Annotated in this window: 29 protein-coding genes and 1 rRNA gene; 29 read left to right on the forward strand and 1 reads right to left on the reverse strand. The window is 43.6% G+C overall.

Annotated elements, in window-relative coordinates; genetic code table 11:
* The 25 genes from rpsQ to rpsI all read left to right on the forward strand — a co-directional run bounded on the left by rpsQ (nucleotide 1) and on the right by rpsI (nucleotide 14,145).
* A complete protein-coding gene (rpsQ, locus tag FQV28_RS04015) occupies nucleotides 1-264 on the forward strand; it encodes a 30S ribosomal protein S17 (protein ID WP_146494303.1) in 264 nt (87 codons plus the stop codon).
* A gap of 47 nt (nucleotides 265-311) precedes the next feature.
* Entirely contained in the window at nucleotides 312-680 is a 369-nt protein-coding gene (rplN, locus tag FQV28_RS04020) for a 50S ribosomal protein L14 (protein WP_121636502.1), read from the forward strand.
* Nucleotides 681-715: 35 nt separating this feature from the next.
* The gene (gene rplX / locus FQV28_RS04025) at nucleotides 716-1,027 is read left to right on the forward strand and encodes a 50S ribosomal protein L24 (RefSeq protein WP_146494304.1); all 312 of its coding nucleotides are present in this window, start codon (nucleotides 716-718) and stop codon (nucleotides 1,025-1,027) included.
* A 27-nt stretch (nucleotides 1,028-1,054) separates the two neighbouring features.
* Complete coding sequence (rplE, locus tag FQV28_RS04030; RefSeq protein ID WP_146494305.1) at nucleotides 1,055-1,594, forward strand: 50S ribosomal protein L5; 540 nt, start codon at nucleotides 1,055-1,057, stop codon at nucleotides 1,592-1,594.
* A 19-nt stretch (nucleotides 1,595-1,613) separates the two neighbouring features.
* Nucleotides 1,614-1,799: a 30S ribosomal protein S14 gene (gene rpsN / locus FQV28_RS04035; protein WP_084242180.1), complete on the forward strand. Its 186-nt coding sequence runs from the start codon at nucleotides 1,614-1,616 to the stop codon at nucleotides 1,797-1,799.
* Nucleotides 1,800-1,828: 29 nt separating this feature from the next.
* Complete coding sequence (gene rpsH / locus FQV28_RS04040; protein ID WP_006828942.1) at nucleotides 1,829-2,227, forward strand: 30S ribosomal protein S8; 399 nt, start codon at nucleotides 1,829-1,831, stop codon at nucleotides 2,225-2,227.
* 30 nt (nucleotides 2,228-2,257) lie between these two features.
* A complete protein-coding gene (gene rplF / locus FQV28_RS04045; RefSeq protein WP_146494306.1) occupies nucleotides 2,258-2,797 on the forward strand; it encodes a 50S ribosomal protein L6 in 540 nt (179 codons plus the stop codon).
* Between the two features lie 33 nt (nucleotides 2,798-2,830).
* On the forward strand, nucleotides 2,831-3,190 hold the full coding sequence (gene rplR / locus FQV28_RS04050; protein WP_146494307.1) for a 50S ribosomal protein L18: 360 nt from the start codon (nucleotides 2,831-2,833) through the stop codon (nucleotides 3,188-3,190).
* A gap of 20 nt (nucleotides 3,191-3,210) precedes the next feature.
* Entirely contained in the window at nucleotides 3,211-3,711 is a 501-nt protein-coding gene (gene rpsE / locus FQV28_RS04055; protein WP_106534456.1) for a 30S ribosomal protein S5, read from the forward strand.
* Between the two features lie 14 nt (nucleotides 3,712-3,725).
* Nucleotides 3,726-3,908: a 50S ribosomal protein L30 gene (rpmD, locus tag FQV28_RS04060; RefSeq protein WP_106534455.1), complete on the forward strand. Its 183-nt coding sequence runs from the start codon at nucleotides 3,726-3,728 to the stop codon at nucleotides 3,906-3,908.
* 33 nt (nucleotides 3,909-3,941) lie between these two features.
* The gene (gene rplO / locus FQV28_RS04065) at nucleotides 3,942-4,382 is read left to right on the forward strand and encodes a 50S ribosomal protein L15 (RefSeq protein WP_106534454.1); all 441 of its coding nucleotides are present in this window, start codon (nucleotides 3,942-3,944) and stop codon (nucleotides 4,380-4,382) included.
* Entirely contained in the window at nucleotides 4,382-5,677 is a 1,296-nt protein-coding gene (gene secY / locus FQV28_RS04070; RefSeq protein ID WP_146494308.1) for a preprotein translocase subunit SecY, read from the forward strand. Before rplO ends, secY begins: the two co-directional genes overlap by 1 nt.
* A 60-nt stretch (nucleotides 5,678-5,737) precedes the next feature.
* Nucleotides 5,738-6,391, forward strand: coding sequence for an adenylate kinase (locus tag FQV28_RS04075; protein WP_146494309.1), 654 nt, complete (start codon nucleotides 5,738-5,740; stop codon nucleotides 6,389-6,391).
* Between the two features lie 412 nt (nucleotides 6,392-6,803).
* Nucleotides 6,804-7,022: a translation initiation factor IF-1 gene (gene infA, locus FQV28_RS04080; protein WP_006828950.1), complete on the forward strand. Its 219-nt coding sequence runs from the start codon at nucleotides 6,804-6,806 to the stop codon at nucleotides 7,020-7,022.
* 37 nt (nucleotides 7,023-7,059) lie between these two features.
* A complete protein-coding gene (rpmJ, locus tag FQV28_RS04085) occupies nucleotides 7,060-7,173 on the forward strand; it encodes a 50S ribosomal protein L36 (RefSeq protein ID WP_058386714.1) in 114 nt (37 codons plus the stop codon).
* A gap of 23 nt (nucleotides 7,174-7,196) precedes the next feature.
* Nucleotides 7,197-7,562 carry a 30S ribosomal protein S13 gene (rpsM, locus tag FQV28_RS04090; protein ID WP_033542779.1) on the forward strand — a complete coding sequence of 122 codons (366 nt, stop codon included), beginning with the start codon at nucleotides 7,197-7,199 and terminating at the stop codon, nucleotides 7,560-7,562.
* A gap of 25 nt (nucleotides 7,563-7,587) precedes the next feature.
* Complete coding sequence (rpsK, locus tag FQV28_RS04095; protein WP_006828953.1) at nucleotides 7,588-7,977, forward strand: 30S ribosomal protein S11; 390 nt, start codon at nucleotides 7,588-7,590, stop codon at nucleotides 7,975-7,977.
* Nucleotides 7,978-8,109: 132 nt separating this feature from the next.
* Nucleotides 8,110-9,054 carry a DNA-directed RNA polymerase subunit alpha gene (locus tag FQV28_RS04100; RefSeq protein WP_146494310.1) on the forward strand — a complete coding sequence of 315 codons (945 nt, stop codon included), beginning with the start codon at nucleotides 8,110-8,112 and terminating at the stop codon, nucleotides 9,052-9,054.
* 48 nt (nucleotides 9,055-9,102) lie between these two features.
* On the forward strand, nucleotides 9,103-9,477 hold the full coding sequence (rplQ, locus tag FQV28_RS04105; protein ID WP_106534449.1) for a 50S ribosomal protein L17: 375 nt from the start codon (nucleotides 9,103-9,105) through the stop codon (nucleotides 9,475-9,477).
* A 371-nt stretch (nucleotides 9,478-9,848) separates the two neighbouring features.
* Nucleotides 9,849-10,697 carry an energy-coupling factor ABC transporter ATP-binding protein gene (locus FQV28_RS04110; RefSeq protein WP_146494311.1) on the forward strand — a complete coding sequence of 283 codons (849 nt, stop codon included), beginning with the start codon at nucleotides 9,849-9,851 and terminating at the stop codon, nucleotides 10,695-10,697.
* Nucleotides 10,673-11,545: an energy-coupling factor ABC transporter ATP-binding protein gene (locus FQV28_RS04115; RefSeq protein ID WP_146494312.1), complete on the forward strand. Its 873-nt coding sequence runs from the start codon at nucleotides 10,673-10,675 to the stop codon at nucleotides 11,543-11,545. Before FQV28_RS04110 ends, FQV28_RS04115 begins: the two co-directional genes overlap by 25 nt.
* Nucleotides 11,542-12,339 (forward strand): energy-coupling factor transporter transmembrane component T family protein, encoded by a 798-nt coding sequence (locus FQV28_RS04120; RefSeq protein ID WP_146494313.1) that lies wholly within the window; start codon nucleotides 11,542-11,544, stop codon nucleotides 12,337-12,339. The genes FQV28_RS04115 and FQV28_RS04120 overlap by 4 nt, the downstream gene beginning before the upstream one ends.
* An 11-nt stretch (nucleotides 12,340-12,350) precedes the next feature.
* Nucleotides 12,351-13,094 (forward strand): tRNA pseudouridine(38-40) synthase TruA, encoded by a 744-nt coding sequence (truA, locus tag FQV28_RS04125; protein WP_146494314.1) that lies wholly within the window; start codon nucleotides 12,351-12,353, stop codon nucleotides 13,092-13,094.
* A 192-nt stretch (nucleotides 13,095-13,286) separates the two neighbouring features.
* Entirely contained in the window at nucleotides 13,287-13,724 is a 438-nt protein-coding gene (rplM, locus tag FQV28_RS04130) for a 50S ribosomal protein L13 (RefSeq protein WP_146494315.1), read from the forward strand.
* Between the two features lie 28 nt (nucleotides 13,725-13,752).
* A complete protein-coding gene (rpsI, locus tag FQV28_RS04135; protein ID WP_146494316.1) occupies nucleotides 13,753-14,145 on the forward strand; it encodes a 30S ribosomal protein S9 in 393 nt (130 codons plus the stop codon).
* 86 nt (nucleotides 14,146-14,231) lie between these two features.
* On the opposite strand, the gene FQV28_RS04140 is transcribed toward rpsI, so the two are convergent.
* Nucleotides 14,232-14,468, reverse strand: a complete 237-nt coding sequence (locus FQV28_RS04140; protein WP_146494317.1) for a hypothetical protein — start codon at nucleotides 14,466-14,468, stop codon at nucleotides 14,232-14,234.
* Between the two features lie 339 nt (nucleotides 14,469-14,807).
* Here FQV28_RS04140 and FQV28_RS19630 point away from each other — a divergent pair, with 339 nt between their 5' ends.
* The 4 genes from FQV28_RS19630 to FQV28_RS04160 form a co-directional block, all read left to right on the forward strand.
* The gene (locus FQV28_RS19630; RefSeq protein WP_146494318.1) at nucleotides 14,808-15,650 is read left to right on the forward strand and encodes an STAS domain-containing protein; all 843 of its coding nucleotides are present in this window, start codon (nucleotides 14,808-14,810) and stop codon (nucleotides 15,648-15,650) included.
* A gap of 137 nt (nucleotides 15,651-15,787) precedes the next feature.
* Nucleotides 15,788-16,849, forward strand: coding sequence for an Mrp/NBP35 family ATP-binding protein (locus FQV28_RS04150; protein ID WP_146494319.1), 1,062 nt, complete (start codon nucleotides 15,788-15,790; stop codon nucleotides 16,847-16,849).
* 161 nt (nucleotides 16,850-17,010) lie between these two features.
* Complete coding sequence (locus tag FQV28_RS04155) at nucleotides 17,011-17,697, forward strand: KinB-signaling pathway activation protein (protein ID WP_146494320.1); 687 nt, start codon at nucleotides 17,011-17,013, stop codon at nucleotides 17,695-17,697.
* Nucleotides 17,698-18,283: 586 nt separating this feature from the next.
* Nucleotides 18,284-18,500 (forward strand): 16S ribosomal RNA (locus FQV28_RS04160); the annotation flags it as partial.

Below are 18,500 nucleotides of genomic sequence, written 5' to 3' on the forward strand. Positions count from 1 at the left end.
ATGACTGAGCGTAATCAACGCAAAGTATACACAGGCCGTGTTGTGTCTGACAAAATGGACAAAACCGTTACAGTAATGGTTGAAACTCAAAAGAAGCACGCATTTTATGGCAAACGTGTAAAATACTCTAAGAAATATAAAGCTCATGATGAGCTAAACGAAGCGAAAATGGGCGACATCGTTCGCATCATGGAAACTCGTCCGTTATCAGCTACAAAACGCTTCCGCGTAGTGGAAGTTGTAGAAAAAGCGGTTATCATCTAATTTAAATAATTTCGGAACGTAAGAAATTCCGAAGGGAGGTTACCTAAGTGATCCAACAGGAAAGTCGTTTAAAAGTTGCAGACAACTCGGGTGCTCGTGAAGTACTAGCGATTAAAGTACTTGGTGGTTCTGGTCGCAAGACTGCAAGCATCGGTGACGTAATCGTTTGTACCGTGAAAAAAGCAACACCAGGTGGCGTTGTTAAGAAGGGTGAAGTCGTAAAGGCTGTTATCGTTCGCACGAAAAGCGGAGCTCGCCGTAAAGACGGTACTTACATCAAATTTGATGAAAATGCATGTGTCATTATTCGTGACGATAAAGGTCCACGCGGAACACGTATTTTCGGACCTGTTGCACGCGAACTTCGCGACAACAACTTCATGAAAATCGTTTCACTTGCTCCTGAAGTTCTTTAATCTATCATTGTGCAATACCAAGGAGGTGCGACAGAATGCATATTAAAAAAGGCGATACAGTTAAGGTAATCTCAGGCAAAGACAAAGGCAAAACAGGCGTTGTTTTGACTGCTTTACCTAAGAAAGAACGTGTGCTTGTAGAAGGTGTTAACATCGTGAAGAAGCATACAAAACCGAACCAGGCAAATCCGCAAGGCGGAATTGTCAGCCAAGAAGCAGCAATCCACGTTTCTAACGTAATGTTACTTGACCCTAAATCCGGCGAGCCGACTCGTGTAGGATACCAGGTTGAAGATGGCAAAAAAGTTCGTGTTGCAAAAAAATCCGGTGAAAAATTAGATAAATAAAATTCCTGAATGAAGGGAGGTACACACATGAACCGCCTAAAAGAAAAATATGTGAATGAAATCACTCCTGCTCTAGTGAGCAAGTTCAACTACTCTTCAATTATGCAAGCACCAAAAGTAGACAAAATCGTTATCAACATGGGTGTGGGTGAAGCAGTACAAAACACGAAATCACTAGATACGGCTGTTGAAGAATTGCAAACAATCACTGGTCAAAAACCAGTTATTACTAAAGCTAAGAAATCTATCGCTGGCTTCCGTCTTCGTGAAGGTATGCCTATCGGATGTAAAGTTACACTACGCGGAGAGCGTATGTACGACTTCCTGGATAAATTGATTGCTATCTCACTACCACGTGTACGTGACTTCCGTGGCGTATCGAAAAAATCTTTCGACGGACGCGGCAACTACACACTAGGTGTGAAAGAACAATTGATCTTCCCTGAAATCGATTATGATAAAGTTTCTAAAGTACGCGGTATGGACATCGTAATTGTAACAACTGCGAACTCTGACGAGGAAGCTCGTGAGTTACTAACACAATTCGGAATGCCGTTCCAAAAGTAAACGTGAGGGAGGCGTAAACGTGGCTAAAAAATCTATGATCGCAAAACAAAAACGCACGCCAAAGTTTAAAGTACAAGAGTACACACGCTGTGAACGTTGCGGACGTCCGCATTCAGTAATACGCAAATTTAAACTTTGCCGTATTTGTTTCCGTGAACTTGCATATGTGGGACAAATTCCTGGCGTCAAAAAAGCCAGCTGGTAATCCCCTAATTTGGGAAGGAGGTAAATGTAATGACAATGACAGATCCGATTGCAGATATGCTGACACGCATTCGTAATGCGAATATGGTTCGTCACGAGAAATTAGAGCTTCCAGCTTCTAACGTGAAAAAAGACATCGCTGAAATTCTTAAGCGTGAAGGTTTCGTTCGTGACGTTGAGTATGTTGAAGATGACAAACAAGGTATGATCCGCATTTTCTTAAAATACGGAGCTAACAACGAGCGCGTTATCACTGGCTTGAAACGCATTTCAAAACCAGGATTACGTGTATACGCAAAAACAAATGAGGTACCTCGTGTACTAAACGGTCTAGGAATTGCTCTAGTATCGACATCACAAGGTCTAGTTACTGATAAAGAAGCCCGCGCGAAACAAATCGGCGGAGAAATCATAGCATACGTTTGGTAATAAACAACAAACGAATGGAGGTGCAACAGAATGTCACGAGTAGGTAAAAAACCAATCGAGGTACCAGCTGGAGTTACCGTTACTGTAGGCGAAAACAACGTCGTTACAGTAAAAGGTCCTAAAGGCGAACTATCTCGCACTTTTAACAAAGATATCGCAATTTCTCAAGAAGAGAACATCCTAACATTGTCACGTCCTTCTGACTCTAAAGAACACCGCACAATCCACGGTACAACCCGTGCTTTGCTTGCGAACATGATCACTGGAGTTTCTGCAGGATTCGAACGTGCACTTGAATTAGTCGGTGTAGGTTACCGTGCGCAATTGCAAGGAACAAAATTGGTTCTTAACGTTGGATACTCTCACCCGGTAGAATTCACGCCGGAAGAAGGTCTTACAGTTGAAGTGCCAGCTAACACAAGAGTCGTTATCAGAGGTATTGATAAAGAACGCGTTGGAGCTCTTGCTTCTAACATCCGCCAAGTGCGTCCGCCAGAGCCGTATAAAGGCAAAGGGATTCGCTACGAAGGGGAAGCAGTTCGCCGCAAAGAAGGTAAAACAGGTAAATAATGCTGCTTAGGCAGGCTGAAAGGAGTGACCTCAGTGATTACGAAACTCGATAAAAACGCATCTCGTAAAAAACGTCATGCACGTGTACGTTCTAAAATTGCGGGTACAGCACAACGCCCACGTTTAAACGTATTCCGTTCTAACAAATACATTTACGCTCAATTGATCGACGATACTAACGGTGTAACACTTGTTAGCGCATCATCAATGGAAAAAGATTTCGAAGGTTCAACTGGAAATCTTGAAGCTGCAGCTAAAATCGGCGAAACTATCGCGAAACGTGCTGTAGAACAAGGATTGACATCGATTGTTTTTGACCGCGGTGGTTATTTATATCACGGACGTGTTAAAGCTTTAGCAGAAGCAGCACGTGAAAATGGTTTAGAATTTTAAAAGAAGGAGGGACACATTTCATGCGTCGTATTGATCCAAACAAACTTGAACTTGAAGAACGCGTAGTTACGATTAACCGCGTAGCGAAAGTTGTAAAAGGTGGACGTCGTTTCCGTTTCTCCGCACTAGTTGTAGTTGGAGACAAAAATGGTAATGTCGGTTTCGGTACTGGTAAAGCTCAAGAAGTTCCAGATGCTATCCGTAAAGGTATCGAAGATGCCAAGAAAAACCTTATTGCAGTACCAATGGTTAAAGGTACTACTCCACACTTAGTAATCGGCCGTTTTGGTGCAGGGCAAATCCTGATCAAACCTGCTTCTCCAGGTACTGGAGTCATTGCTGGCGGACCTGTCCGTGCGGTACTTGAACTTGCGGGAGTACAAGATATCTTATCTAAATCTCTAGGTTCGAACACACCAATCAACATGGTTCGTGCAACTATTGATGGTTTAACTCAACTGAAGAGTGCTGATGAAGTAGCAAAACTTCGCGGCAAAACTACAGCAGAGCTATTAGGATAAGGAGGGAAAATTACATGGCTACTAAACTAGAAATTACCCTCACAAAATCTGTGATTGGTTCAAAACCGAATCAACGTAAAGTTGTTCAGGCTCTTGGCCTACGCAAAATGCATCAAACAGTTGAGCAGCAAGACAACGCAGCCGTTCGCGGAATGCTTGATAAAGTCGCTCACCTAGTAACAATTAAAGAAGTTTAATTTTCGATTTCTATAGAAGGAGGTGCCAACCATATGAAACTTCATGAATTAAAACCAGCAGAAGGATCACGCAGCTCAAGAAAGCGTATCGGACGCGGTATCGGTTCAGGTACTGGTAAAACATCGGGTAAAGGTCATAAAGGTCAAAACGCACGTTCAGGCGGAGGAGTTCGTCCTGGATTTGAAGGTGGACAAAATCCTTTGTTCCGTCGTTTGCCAAAACGTGGCTTTACGAACATTAACCGTAAAGACTACGCAGTCGTAAACTTGGACGTATTAAACCGTTTTGAAGAAGGCACAGAAATCACACCTGCATTGTTGATCGAATCAGGTGTTGTGAGCAACGAACGTTCTGGAATCAAGATTCTTGGCAATGGTAGCTTAGAAAAGAAACTAACTGTCAAAGCTCACAAATTCTCTGGATCAGCTAAAGAAGCGATTGAAGCTGCCGGTGGACAAACCGAGGTGGTTTAATGTTTCAGACAATCTCTAATTTTATGCGCGTGACTGATATTCGAAATAAAATTATCTTTACACTACTGATGCTCATCATTTTCCGTATCGGGACTTTCATTCCGGTACCGAATGTTGATGCAACAGTATTGCAAGCTACTGATCAAATGGGTTTGATTGGATTCTTAAATACTTTCGGTGGAGGCGCCCTGGCTAACTTTTCGATTTTAGCAATGGGAATCATGCCTTACATTACAGCGTCGATCATCGTGCAATTATTGCAGATGGATGTTGTACCGAAATTTGCAGAGTGGGCGAAACAAGGTGAAGTCGGAAGACGGAAACTTGCGCAATTCACTCGCTACTTCACAATAGTACTTGCGTTTATCCAGGCAATCGGTATGTCTTATGGGTTCAACCAAATGTATGGTGGAACATTAATCCAGAATGACACAATCTCAACGTATGTTGTTATTGCTATCGTATTAACTGGAGGAACAGCGTTTTTACTGTGGCTTGGTGAGCAGATTACGGCAAAAGGTGTGGGGAACGGTATTTCGATTATCATCTTCGCTGGGATTGTCGCTGCAATACCTGGTTCTATAAACCAACTTTATGCACAGCAAATTGAAGGGGCTGGAGATCAGCTTCCGATCAACATTGCCATTATGGCGTTAATTGCATTAGCTGTTGTTGCTATTACGGTATTGGTCATTTACGTTCAGCAAGCGCTGCGTAAAATTCCAATTCAGTATGCAAAGCGTGTTGCTGGCCGCGGCCAAACAGCTGGCGGGCAACAAACGCATTTACCTTTGAAAGTAAACGCGGCCGGAGTTATTCCAGTAATCTTTGCAGTGGCATTTATCATTACGCCACAAACCATTGCTTCTTTCTTTGGAGCTAACGCGTTTACGGATGCGATCCAAAATACTTTCGATTACACTCGTCCTGTCGGCATGATTATTTATGTTGCCTTGATTGTGGCTTTCACGTATTTTTACGCATTCATTCAGGTCAATCCTGAAAACGTGTCGGATAACTTGAAAAAGCAAGGTGCATATATTCCGGGAATCCGTCCGGGTAAAAATACACAAGATTATTTAACAAGTGTGTTGTACCGTTTGACAATCGTTGGCGCTATTTTCCTTGCAGTCATCGCTATTATGCCGATTTTCTTCATTAACCTTGCGGGCTTGCCCCAAACGGCTCAAATTGGCGGAACTAGTCTTCTGATTGTAGTAGGGGTTGCGCTTGAAACGATGAAACAACTGGAATCACAACTTGTGAAACGTCATTATAAAGGCTTTATGAAATAATCAATAGGCGAAAGGAACGTTTAGGCGTTCCTTATCCAATTGTCTGAGGGGGCAAAACGTATGAATATCGTATTAATGGGTCTTCCTGGTGCCGGTAAAGGCACTCAAGCGGACAAAATTGTTGAGAAGTACGACATCCCTCATATTTCTACAGGTGATATGTTTCGCGCCGCTATCAAAGGCGGAACGGAACTAGGCTTGAAAGCAAAATCGTTCATGGATCAAGGTGCTCTAGTACCTGATGAAGTGACTATCGGTATCGTCCGTGAGCGTCTTAGCATGGTAGATTGTCAAGAAGGCTTTCTATTAGACGGCTTTCCACGTACAGTCCCTCAAGCTGAAGTGCTAGAGTCTCTTCTTGCTGATCTTGGCAAAAGAATCGAGCATGTCGTAAATATTCAAGTTGAACAAGATGAGTTGATTGCACGTTTGACAGGCCGTTGGATTTGTAGAGTGTGTGGAACTGCTTACCATACTGTGTTTAACCCGCCGCAAGTTGCTGGCGTGTGCGACAAAGATGGCGGAGAGCTCTACCAACGCGAAGACGATAAGCCTGAAACCGTCACGAAACGCTTAGAAGTAAACATGCAACAAACACAGCCGCTTCTTGATTTCTACGAAAGCAAAGGCGTGCTGGGGAATATAAATGGACAGCAGGATATTCACCAAGTATTTGCTGACATTGATGCTCTTCTAAAGGGCGACCGAGGATAATACCCGGCGCCGGGCGCAGTTAGTTGCCTCCATGTGGCTTTAAGGGGCACAGGAGAAATGAATTCTCGAGAGCTGCAAAAGCATAAAATGCCTGGTTATATGAAATTCAGTGTCGAATGTCTTAGGCCTTTAAGCCGTGCATTTCAGCACTGTAGGGAGTATAATGGGTTTCGTGGAAGCATCTGTGTAACGGGTTTGGAACTCATCCAAGGCAGTCCGGGCGGCCGAGGATACATGAGGCAGACTGGCAACCGGATTACCCCCGACCTGCATCAGCAGGAAGCGGAACTCGGAAACTTGCCTTCACTGTCACTCATGCAATCCTGGTGAATGAATGTAGCACTATTGTTCAATCAGCAAATACTGTTTGAAGATGAGATCCTAATTTGTATACAGAAGGGAGACTGGGTCGATGGCGAAAGACGATGTAATTGAAATCGAAGGAACAGTCGTTGAGACTTTGCCTAACGCGATGTTTAAAGTAGAATTGGAAAATGGCCATACGATTCTTGCGCATGTTTCTGGCAAGATCCGCATGCACTTTATCCGCATTCTGCCAGGAGATAAAGTAACAGTGGAACTTTCTCCTTACGATTTAACTCGCGGTCGTATCACATACCGTTTTAAATAATCTTTTGCACTCCGGACTACTAAGGAGGTTAGGTTAGATGAAAGTGAGACCATCTGTGAAACCGATCTGCGAAAAATGTAAAGTTATTCGCAGAAGCGGTAAAGTAATGGTAATCTGTGAAAATCCGAAACACAAACAAAGACAAGGCTAAAATGAAGGAGGTGCATGGCACACATGGCACGTATTGCTGGTGTTGACATTCCGCGCGACAAACGCGTTGTTATTTCTTTAACATATATTTTCGGTGTTGGTAAAACAACTGCACAGAAAGTTCTTTCTGCTGCTGGCATTTCTGAAGACACACGAGTTCGTGATCTTACAGAAGATGAGTTGAACAATATCCGTGAACAATTGGATCAATACAAAATTGAAGGTGACCTTCGCCGTGAAGTATCAATGAACATCAAACGCTTGATGGAAATTGCAAGCTTCCGGGGTATCCGCCACCGCCGTGGACTACCTGTACGCGGTCAAAATACGAAGAACAATGCGCGTACGCGTAAAGGTCCTCGTAAAACTGTTGCGAACAAGAAAAAATAATCAGTAAAGGAGGTTTCTTCTTAACATGGCACGTAAACAACAAACTCGTAAGCGTCGTGTGAAAAAGAATATCGAATCAGGTATCGCTCACATCCGCTCAACATTTAACAACACAATTGTTACGATTACAGATATGCAAGGGAACGCAGTATCTTGGTCAAGCGCAGGTGCTCTAGGATTTAGAGGTTCACGTAAATCTACACCTTTCGCTGCTCAAATGGCTGCAGAAACCGCTGCTAAAACATCAATCGAACACGGTCTTAAAACTTTGGAAGTTACAGTTAAAGGTCCTGGTTCAGGTCGTGAGGCTGCAATCCGCGCACTTCAAGCTGCCGGACTAGAAGTTACAGCAATCAAAGATGTAACTCCAGTACCTCATAACGGTTGCCGTCCGCCAAAACGCCGTCGCGTATAATCGTTTATCTGAATCGGATTTTTGAACATCACGACATACTGAATGTGTTCTGAACCGTAGCGAAAGTCTTTTGACTCTCGAGTTCTTGATGAAGCGAAAATAAACACCGACGTTTTGAAGGAGGGTAAATGAATGCTCGAAATAGAAAAACCAAAGATTGAAACGATTGAGATCGATAGCAGTTCCAAGTATGGAAAGTTTGTTATCGAACCTCTTGAGCGTGGATATGGAACCACTTTAGGAAACTCCTTACGTCGAATCTTACTTTCATCTTTACCAGGCGCTGCAGTTACTTCGATTCAAATTGACGGTGTTTTGCACGAATTCTCCACTGTTGAAGGTGTAGAAGAAGACGTGGCATCAATCATTTTGAACATTAAGAAGCTTGCGCTGAAAATTTACTCTGACGAAGAAAAAGTCATTGAAATTGATGTTAAAGGTGATGGAACGGTTACGGCTGCAGATATCACTCACGACAGTGACGTGGAAATTCTGAATCCGGATCTTTATATTGCTACAATCGCAAAAAATGGCCACCTCCGTATGCGCATGTATGCGAACCGCGGCCGTGGATATGCCCGTGCAGATCAGAACAAACGTGAAGATCTTCCAATCGGCGTTATTCCGATTGACTCTATTTATACACCTGTTTCACGCGTCAATTTCCAAGTGGAAAATACTCGAGTGGGTCAACTGACTCATTTTGATAAACTTTCTCTTGATGTCTGGACAGATGGCAGCATCGGTCCAAAAGAGGCAATCGCGCTTGGCGCAAGAATTTTTACCGAGCATTTGAATATCTTCGTAGGATTGACAGACGAGGCACAAACGGCTGAAATCATGGTTGAAAAAGAAGAAGACCAAAAAGAAAAAGTTCTAGAGATGACTATCGAAGAACTTGATCTATCGGTTCGTTCTTACAACTGCTTGAAGCGTGCAGGTATCAACACGGTACATGAACTGGCAAGCAAGTCTGAAGATGACATGATGAAAGTCCGCAACCTTGGACGCAAATCACTTGAAGAAGTTAAAGTGAAGTTGGAAGATCTAGGACTAGGGCTTCGCAAAGAAGACTGATTGCCTTAACTTCTGATCCGAACTATTTACCGAAGGAGGGAAACTTCAATGAGAAAGCTTCAACGTACAAGTTCTCAACGTAAAGCACTATTACGTGACCTTACAACAGACTTAATCGTACATGAGCGCATTCAAACGACTGAAGCTCGTGCGAAAGAAGTGCGTTCTACTGTAGAAAAAATGATTACTTTAGGCAAACGTGGAGATGTTCACGCTCGTCGTAAAGCTGCAGAATGGATGCGTCGTGAATTGGTTACATCTACGGATGAGGAAGGTAACGAAACAACAACTTTTGCATTGCAAAAATTGTTTGATGACGTTGCACCACGTTACGCAGAACGCCAAGGCGGATACACTCGCATTATGAAAATGGGTCCTCGTCGCGGAGACGGCGCACCAATCGTAATTATCGAACTAGTTTAATCTGAATCTACTGATTCAAATTAAAGCCTCCGGACATCATTATGCCGAGGCATAATTGATTTACTTGAAGAGGGTTCAGGCCCTCTTCTTTTAGCATCATGATTTATACGACAATATGAAAAGCTGAGCGTTATGATGAGCGAGCCGAAAGGCGGCGTCTTGTCTAGCTCTACGCACCTCATTCAACCCTGGCTTAAGCAACCGGGGAAGCCATAGAAATAGAAAAGCGCATTTCTCTGAATGAGGTGCGCGCTTTTTTTATTTATACTACTTTAATTAAAAACTTTGCAGGTTGAGGTTTGCTATATTTACATACATATAGGGTACCGAGTAGAGTAGAGTTTAGCAGGAGTTAGAGGAGGTCAGCTGAGATGAATTCGACTATTTTGTCATTTACAGATGTGACATTTACATATACGCCAGAAAACGAAACAGTGCGCCCAGCTGTACAAAACTTGTCTTTTTCAATTCACAATGGTGAATGGATTGCTCTCGTCGGCCATAACGGTTCCGGGAAGTCGACGATTGCCAAATTGATGAATGGCTTGTTGTTTCCGCAGCAAGGTACGGTGGAGGCAATGGGGCAAATCATGTCGGAAGAAAGTTTGTGGCAAATCCGCTCGCAAATGGGAATGGTGTTTCAAAATCCGGATAACCAGTTTGTTGGAGCAACGGTTCAAGATGACGTTGCTTTCGCTTTAGAAAACAATGGAGTACCCCACGCTGATATGGTGCAGCGGGTAAAAGAATCCCTTCGCCAAGTTAAGATGGAAGAGTTTATGGATCAGGAGCCTCACCATTTATCAGGTGGACAAAAACAGCGCGTAGCCATAGCAGGTGCCTTGGCATTAAAACCGAGATTATTAATACTTGATGAAGCGACTTCCATGCTTGATCCACAAGGGCGGATAGAGGTTATTGAAACAATACGGGAACTCCGGAAAGCAACAGGCTTAACCGTTATTTCCATTACGCATGATTTAGAAGAGGCAGCGCTCGCTGACAGAATAATCGTTATGAATGCTGGTCAGAAACATACAGAAGGCAAGCCAGAAGAGGTCTTTTTATCAGGAGAAGCTCTGGTGGAACTTGGCCTCGATTTGCCATTTGCAATGCGTATGACACATCTGCTGAGAGAAGCTGGTTTGTCTATTGAGAAAGAACATATGTCAGAAGATGAGTTGGTGGAAGAGATATGGACATCTTACTTCAAGAAGTAGGATACAGCTACGCACAAGATACCCCTTTTGAAAAAAGGGCGCTGCACGACGTCACGTTGCATATTCCATCAGAATCCTATACGGCGATTATCGGCCATACTGGATCAGGCAAATCGACGGTATTGCAACATTTGAATGCCCTGTTATTACCGACTGAAGGACATGTAGTTATTGGAGACCGAAAACTCCAAGCTGGAGTAAAGGCGAAAAATTTACGTCCTGTACGCCGCCAAGTCGGCATTGTTTTTCAATTTCCAGAGCAGCAATTATTTGATGAAACGGTTTTAAAAGATATTATGTTCGGTCCGCTGAATTATGGCGTGCCGGAAGAAGAAGCGAGCCGCCGTGCCCATGAGTTGGTTGAGCAGCTCGGATTGCCTCCAGAAGTATTGTCCAAGTCCCCATTTGATCTCTCAGGCGGCCAAATGCGAAGAGTGGCGATAGCTGGTGTGCTGGCTATGGATCCAGAGGTATTGGTACTTGATGAGCCGACAGCTGGCTTGGATCCAAGAGGCCGCCGCGAAATTATGGACCTTTTCCATCAGCTGCATATACAAAGAGGCTTAACAACCGTTCTGGTGACGCATAGCATGGAAGATGCCGCGCGTTATGCCGATTTGGTGGCAATCATGCACAACGGCCGTTGTGTGGCCACAGGAGAGCCCAGAGACATTTTCACCGATGAAGAGCAGCTTCAGGATTACCGTCTGGAACCACCTCGTTCTATACGGCTTCAACGCAAATTTGAAGAAAAGACCGGTATCGTGCTGGAGGGCATTTCATTGACAGAAGAAGCGCTAGCCAAAAATATTGCGCTGGCGTTGCCAAAAGGGCGTGATTTGGAATGATGGAAAAAATGATCTTTGGCCGCTTTATTCCCGGGAACTCATTTGTCCACCGGATGGACCCGAGGGCCAAAATTCTATTTGTTTTTTTGTTTATCGCAATTGTTTTTATTGCAAACAGCGTAGTAACCTACGCTGTTTTGCTGGCGTTTACGCTCTTGGTCGTGGCGCTATCCAAGATTCGCCTTTACTTTTTAATAACAGGATTGAAACCCGTCATTATATTGGTGATTTTTACTTTTCTTTTGCATATCTTTTTTACGAGAGAAGGAGATTTGCTTATCAATTTTTGGTTTTTGGAGATTTACGAAGAAGGGTTAAGACAAGGGATATTCATCTCAATCCGTTTCTTGGTGTTAGTGTTCATCACGAGCATTTTGACGCTGACGACTTCGCCAATTTCGATTACTGACGGAATTGAAGTTTTGCTCGGACCGTTCAAACGGCTGAAATTACCGGTCCATGAATTGGCGTTAATGATGTCAATTTCTCTGCGCTTCATCCCGACCTTAATGGATGAAACGGGAAAAATTATGAAAGCCCAGATGGCGAGAGGGTCTGATATTGGATCTGGCCCGATAAAAGATCGTGTAAAGGCAGTCGTGCCTTTGCTCATTCCATTGTTTGTCAGTGCTTTTAAACGCGCAGAGGACTTAGCGACGGCGATGGAAGTGCGGGGATATCGCGGCGATGCAGGAAGAACACGCTATCGGCAGCTGAACTGGAGATTTGTTGATACGTTAAGTTTGGTGCTCCTCGTTGGCTTAGCGGCCATGCTATGGTATTTACGGGTTTAAGGAGAGACGAAATGAAACGAATGAAAGCTACGATTGCTTACGACGGCTCCGGATTTGCAGGCTACCAAGTTCAGCCGCATTCGCGTACGGTGCAGCAGGAGCTAATGAAAGTACTAAAGACGATTCATAAAGGGCAGGAGGTTCAAGTTGTGGCCAGTGGACGGACAGACGCCAGAGTGCATGCGACCGGTCAAGTCATTCACTTTGATACAACACTTTCAATTCCTGTTTCTGGCTGGCTGAAGGCCTTGAATGTACTATTGCCTGAAGATATCCGGGTTTTGGCCATTGAGGAAACAGATCCAACTTTTCATGCGCGTTATCATACAAGCGGGAAAACATATCGCTATAAATGGGACCGCAGCCAAATCATTAGTCCGTTCACGCGGAATTACATGGTGCATACAAAGCAACTTCCTAATGTGGAAGCGATGAGGCAGGCAGCCGAGGCTGTGTTAGGCACGCATGATTTTTCCAGTTTTTGCGCTGCAAATACTGGAGTCGTCGATAAAGTCCGAACGGTCCGTCGATTGGATATTGAAGAGCACGGAGAAGAACTTGATATGGTGATAGAAGGCTCCGGCTTTTTATACAATATGGTCCGAATCATTGCCGGCACATTGATGGAAATTGGCCTTGGAAGAAGAACAGTAGATGAAATGGCTGCAATCGTTGCAGCAGAAGACCGGAGTGCAGCCGGAAAAACAGCCGCTGCGCATGGGCTCTACTTGGAAAATGTGGCTTATACCGACTGAAGCAACTTTTCCTGGTGTTTTGAGAAAAACACTTGACTTTCAAGCGCTGGCGTTATAACATGATGTATGGTATTTTCATTACCCCCACGATATGCCCCGGAAGGTTATTTGTTAGGGATAACGAAAAAACGGAACAACGGAACATGGAACTGTGATTTATAAAAGAGACGATTTATTAGGAGGACAATATACATGCGTACAACATTCATGGCTAAAGGTCACGAAGTAGAGCGTAAATGGTTGGTTGTCGATGCAGAAGGGCAAACTCTTGGACGTTTAGCTTCTGAAGTCGCTTCAATCCTACGCGGGAAATACAAACCAACATTCACACCAAACGTTGACACTGGTGATCACGTGATCATTATCAACGCTGAAAAAATTCACCTTACAGGTAAAAAACTTTCAGACAAAATTTACTATCGCCACACACAATTCAGCGGCGGGTTGAAACAGCGTACTGCACTTGAAATGCGCACTAAATACCCGACAAAAATGCTTGAATTGGCTATCAAAGGAATGCTTCCTAAAAACACTTTAGGTCGCCAAATGTTCAGCAAATTGCACGTTTACGCTGGACCAGAACACAAACACCAAGCACAACAACCAGAAGTTTACGAACTTCGCGGATAATATTAGTAAATAAGAGGAGGATACACCTTTGGCACAAGTTCAATATATCGGTACAGGTCGCCGTAAAAACTCAACAGCTCGCGTACGTCTAGTACCTGGCGACGGCACAATTACAATCAACAACCGTGACGTATCGGATTACGTTCCATACGAAACGCTTGAGCAAATCATCAAACAACCACTAGTAGCTACTGAAACTCTTGGCAGCTATGATGTTCTTGTAAACGTAAGAGGCGGTGGCTTCACAGGTCAAGCTGGAGCAGTACGCCACGGAATTGCACGCGCTCTACTTACTGTAGATCCTGCTTTCCGTCCTGCTTTGAAATCTGCTGGTCTTTTGACACGCGATCCACGTATGAAAGAACGTAAAAAATACGGTCTTCGTTCAGCTCGTCGCGCACCTCAGTTCTCAAAACGTTAATTTTCAACAAAAGCCCTTTTCTCACTTCGAGAAAAGGGCTTTTTTATGGTTATTTAGTGACAAGCAAAATAAAAACCCCCTGATTTTCAGGAGGTTAAGTTATAGGCACCTATTTCTTTTTCAATAGCAACCGCAGCCTCTTCTACAGATTCAAAGTAATTAACCGTTTGTGCTTGAAGGTTCTTTACTTCTAAAGTAGAGGTGTTTTTTAAGCAGACTACAGTCAAAAGCGCTTGTTCGTTTTTGCTGAAAGTTTGCGTGATGTTTACCGTGTTGTAAAAGCAAACCGTTTCTAGAATCTCTTTTATGCTTTCTAAAGACATACTGCATTCTCCTTTCTATTTTTGGAAAGGGGGCTATTAAAAGCTGAAAAGAATCTACGTAACTACATGGTTGGATTACAGCATAACACGTTTCCGGGTCGTTTAGAACAGAACCTGAAAAATGACATGCGAATGAAATAAACTCCAAAATTGATTAACATGAGCCTTTAGCTGCAACGAATCTTTATGTTAACAATAATGCAAATTTAGAAAGGATGTTATACTATAAAAATAGAAGGATTTTCAAGCCGTTCGCATTTATGAAGCTTATTGAATTCATTGATTTAAAGCCATATTTTGATAAAGATGCCGGAAGTATACCGCAGGAGGAGAGAAAGAATGGGAAAGAAAGTCGAGTTGTATGAATACTTTATAGAAAAAACATGGAACTTAACAGAAGAGTGGTATGCTTCTTTGGGAGAAAGCCAGGGTGGAGTTTACGGTTCTCGTGATCCTAAAGTCGTTGAGACACTTAAAAAGCAAAACCACGATTTCCACGTTAACTTTTCTTCAATCTTTAACAAAGGAAAGAAAGAGTTTTTTGAAGACTTTCAAGAATGGGTTACGGCAATCGCACAGGACGAAGCCCATCTTGCTACACCCATAACAGATATTATCCGCGAATTCTTCCGCACACAGGACCAGTACTTGGATCTTGTAGAAGAATATGCATCGCTCTATAAAGAGGATGTTTCCTGCGAGGAAGTAACTGCTTGGAAACGTGATATTGTAAGTGGCATTAGTGAAATTGTTTTAAGCTTCAGCTATGAGAACGCAAAGGCAGCTGAAGAGAAATCCAATGCTCAACAGCAGATGATCATAGAGTTAAGTTCACCGGTCATCATTCTTGCCAACAAGACCGGGCTGCTTCCTTTAATCGGAGAGATTAATACATACCGTGCGAAGGTGATGTTCGAGAATACATTACAAAAAAGCGCCAAGCATGGTCTAGAAAGATTATTCATTGATTTATCGGGAGTACCGGTGATTGACACCATGGTTGTCCATCAAATTTTCCAGTTGATCAAAGGATTGGAATTGATTGGCGTTAGAACGTCACTGTCAGGCATTCGACCGGACATTGCGCAAACAGCTATCCATTTGGGTATACAATTCAAGGACATCGAAGTCTACAGCACACTCGCACAAGCGCTTAAGACCCGGGAGCTGACGGGAAGATAAGCAAAGAAATCAAGCCCTTTTCTCCGTGGAGAAGAGGGCTTTGTTTTTTCCTTGTTCCCGAAGACTGAATACATTTAAAATAGAAAACTCTATGTTATACTGAACGGTGAGCAAAAGACCTAAGGAGTGTATCGATTATGATAAATGAACAGCAAGTTCGTGAGTTGCTTGGAGCATTACAAGATCCTTTTTTACATAGATCCCTGACTGATACAAATGGTATTACGTCTGTCTCGATCAAAGAAGAAAAAAATCATGTCAGTGTAAAGTTGGCCATCGCGAAAACGAATACACCTGAACAAATGCAGCTGCAAATGAAAGTTGTTGAAATGCTAAAAGGAGCGGGAGCAGCTTCTGTTGGAATTCGCTTCGAAGAGCTGTCTCCGGAAGCTTTGGCTCAATTCCGTGGCCAAGCAACTGCTGCTGAAGCACAGGACTTGTTGTCGCCATTAAACAAAGTTGAATTTATTTCAATTGCAAGCGGCAAAGGCGGCGTTGGCAAGTCGACTGTTTCAGTCAACTTAGCTGTTGCGCTGGCGCGCCTTGGAAAAAAAGTTGGCTTGATTGACGCCGACATCTATGGCTTCAGTGTGCCGGACATGATGGGGATTGATAAAACGCCTGTAGTACGTGGCAATACAATCATTCCTGTAGAACGATTCGGCGTAAAAGTTATTTCCATGGGCTTTTTTGTGGAAGACAATATGCCAGTAGTGTGGCGCGGTCCGATGCTTGGAAAAGTTTTGGATCAGTTCTTCCGAGATGTAGAATGGGGAGAACTCGATTATTTGCTATTGGATTTGCCGCCAGGAACAGGAGACGTTGCACTAGACATTCACCAAATGCTTCCGTCATCAAAAGAAATCGTCATCACAACGCCGCATCCAACAGCCGCATTCGTGGCTGCGCGCGCAGGCGCCATGGCTCTTCAAACCGATCATGAAGTTCTTGGCGTTATTGAGAATATGGCGTGGTTCGAAAGCAAAGAAACCGGGACAAGAGAATTCTTGTTTGGACAAGGCGGTGGACCGAAGCTGGCAGAAGAATTGCAAGCGCCTTTGCTTGGGCAGATTCCGCTTGGGCAGCCTGACTGGAACGAAGAAGACTTTGCTCCGTCTGTGTATGCCGCTGATCATCCAACAGGAAAGATCTATGAAGAAATAGCCCAGCAAATTTTGAAACAATTTGCACAAAAATAAATGAGCAAGCGACCCGGAAACCTGTTTTGGTTTTCGGGTTTTCTATTGTGCCTCTAAACTGACCTTCATGGTTTGTTCACATCTAGTGTGTATGGCTAATGGATTTTTTCCTTGCTGATTGATACAATTGTGAGAGGACTTCAAGTAACGGAGGCATTCAAGTGACAATACGAAATTGGGTAAAATTTTCTATAAATGCAATACTGATCGGCGGATTGATAACGGGAATCCTTGGATTATTTATCCGTTGGAATGATGTTTTTGCAGAAGCGTTCCAAAATGGCCAGTGGGGAGAATTTCTAGCAGGCTTTGTGTGGATGGTTGTAGTTGGGGCGACGATGAGTTTAATCGCGCAAATGGGGTTTTTCGCTTATTTAACGATTCATCAGTTTGGGATGAATATGTTCCGAACGCTTCGTCTTTGGAATTGGGTTCAGCTGTTGATTATCGCGGTCGTTATCTTTGATTTAATCGTTTTCCGCTTTGCGCCGAATGCTGAAACGTCTGGCCAAGCATGGCTTTACGCAGTCCTGCTGATTGTGTTGATTGCAACAGCAGTAACAACGGCGTACTTTAAAGCGAAATGGACAAACAAAACCACGTTTATTTCTGCGTTGTTTTTCATGATCGTGGTGACGACGTTGGAATGGCTGCCAGCTTTAATGGTAGAAGCCGGAAATATCGACAGCTGGGTCACACTATTGCTGTTTCCATTTTTATCTGTGAATGCGTATCAAATTTTAGTCTTGCCGAAATATAACGCTAAATCTGATGAAGATCGGCAAAAACTAGAGGAGCGTCGTGCAGCGCGAAAAGCTGCAGCGCAACCAGCTGTTAAAAAAAGATAAACAATCAAAGCCTACCCTGCAGCCTCGCCAAGAGGTGAATGGGAGGGCTTTTGCTTTTTGTTAGAGAAGTAAGGTGCGGCAGCTAGTGCAAGTTGATGCAGTTTTAGTTTGATATTAAAGGGTGTTAAGAGTAGTGTGAAAAAAGATGGTTTCTAAGTATAATTAATCCGCTAAAAGTGTTGACTTAAATATTAGACGCTGGTATATTAGTGAATGTCCTTAAAACGACTCGAAAAAAACACTGGAATAGAGTGTTGACAACGAGATTCGGAAGAGGTATTATAATAAAGTTGCCGATAAAGCGAAACAATTAATGAGTGTAAAATTAAGTTTTATGCTTGACATTGAATCGTAAAAAAGGTATACTAAAAAAGTTGCTGAGAAACGCAACTCAAACATGAACCTTGAAAACTGAACAGCAAAACGTCAACAACAGTTTATTGGCGCGTTCCGAACGCGGCAATAAAATTTCTGCGATGGTTGCCCTTGGGCAATCGGAGCACAACTTACTGATCAGGTTTACCAGATCAAGCGATTCGCGCGTCTTTTAAGACGGCGAGCGCCAGCATTGAGCAATCAAGCTTCTATAATGGAGAGTTTGATCCTGGCTCAGGACGAACGCTGGCGGCGTGCCTAATACATGCAAGTCGAGCGGAACCGGAAGAGCTTGCTCTTCTGGTTTAGCGGCGGACGGGTGAGTAACACGTGGGCAACCTGCCCTGCAGATCGGGATAACTCCGGGAAACCGGTGCTAATACCGAATGGTTTCTGGTCCCGCCTGGGACCGGACGGAAAGACGGTTT

It is taken from the genome of Planomicrobium sp. CPCC 101079 (assembly GCF_007859275.1).
Lineage (GTDB): Bacteria > Bacillota > Bacilli > Bacillales_A > Planococcaceae > Planococcus.